Source organism: Porphyromonas uenonis DSM 23387 = JCM 13868, from assembly GCF_000482365.1.
GTDB lineage: Bacteria > Bacteroidota > Bacteroidia > Bacteroidales > Porphyromonadaceae > Porphyromonas > Porphyromonas uenonis.
This window is the reverse complement of sequence record NZ_KI535308.1, coordinates 286,823-287,893: the sequence shown is the minus strand read 5'-3', so window position 1 is coordinate 287,893 and position 1,071 is coordinate 286,823. Positions and strand designations below refer to the sequence as shown.

Sequence of the window (1,071 nt, the reverse complement as noted above, 5' to 3'; positions counted from 1 at the left end):
AGAAGGTCTAGTATCTCGTAAGAGAGGTCAACGGGGGGAACTGAAACATCTCAGTACCCTCAGGAAAAGAAAACAAAAGTGATTCCCTTAGTAGTGGCGAGCGAACGGGGAGTAGCCCAAACCGCAGATGTTTCGGCATCTACGGGGTTGTAGGAGTAGCAGTAATGTACTATACACGTGTAGAAGAACGGCATGGAAAGGTCGACCAAAGAGGGTGATAGTCCCGTATTTGAAATGCGTTTGTAGACAGAGCTACCACCTGAGTAGCGCGGGACACGAGAAATCCTGTGTGAATCTGCGGGGCCCATCCCGTAAGGCTAAATACTTCCAAGAGACCGATAGTGAACAAGTACCGTGAGGGAAAGGTGAAAAGAACCTCGATAAGAGGAGTGCAATAGACCCTGAAACCATCTGCTTACAAGCGGTAGGAGCCCCTTCGTGGGGTGACTGCGTGCCTTTTGCATAATGAACCTACGAGTTACCGTTGCCGGCAAGGTTAAGTACAGGTAAGTACGGAACCGGAGCGAAAGCGAGTCTGAATAGGGCGACGAGTCGGTAGAGGTAGACGCGAAACCAAGTGATCTACCCTTGGTCAGGTTGAAGGATAGGTAACACTATCTGGAGGACCCAACCGGTAAGCGTTGAAAAGCTTTCGGATGAACTGAGGGTAGGGGTGAAAGGCTAATCAAACTTGGAGATAGCTCGTACTCCCCGAAATGCATTTAGGTGCAGCCTTTGGTGTTTCTTGTATGAGGTAGAGCGACTGATTGGATGCGAGGCTTTCACCGGCTATCAAGTCCAGACAAACTCCGAATGCGTACAAGTTAGAGCCAAGGAGTGAGGGCATGGGTGCTAAGGTCCATGTCCTAAAGGAGAACAATCCGGACCATCGGCTAAGGTCCCGAAATCACCACTAAGTTGGACAAACGAAGTCAAGATGCGAAGACAGCTAGGATGTTGGCTTGGAAGCAGCCATTCATTTAAAGAGTGCGTAACAGCTCACTAGTCGAGGATTTTGGCGTGGATAATAATCGGGCATAAGTGGTGTACCGAAGCTGTGGGATGTGAATA

At 49.4% G+C, this 1,071-nt stretch carries 1 rRNA gene (running past one end of the window); it reads left to right on the top strand.

Annotated elements, in window-relative coordinates:
- Positions 1 to 1,071: ribosomal RNA gene (locus tag L215_RS09950) — 23S ribosomal RNA — on the top strand; its annotated part runs 1,672 nt beyond the window's last position; the annotation flags it as partial.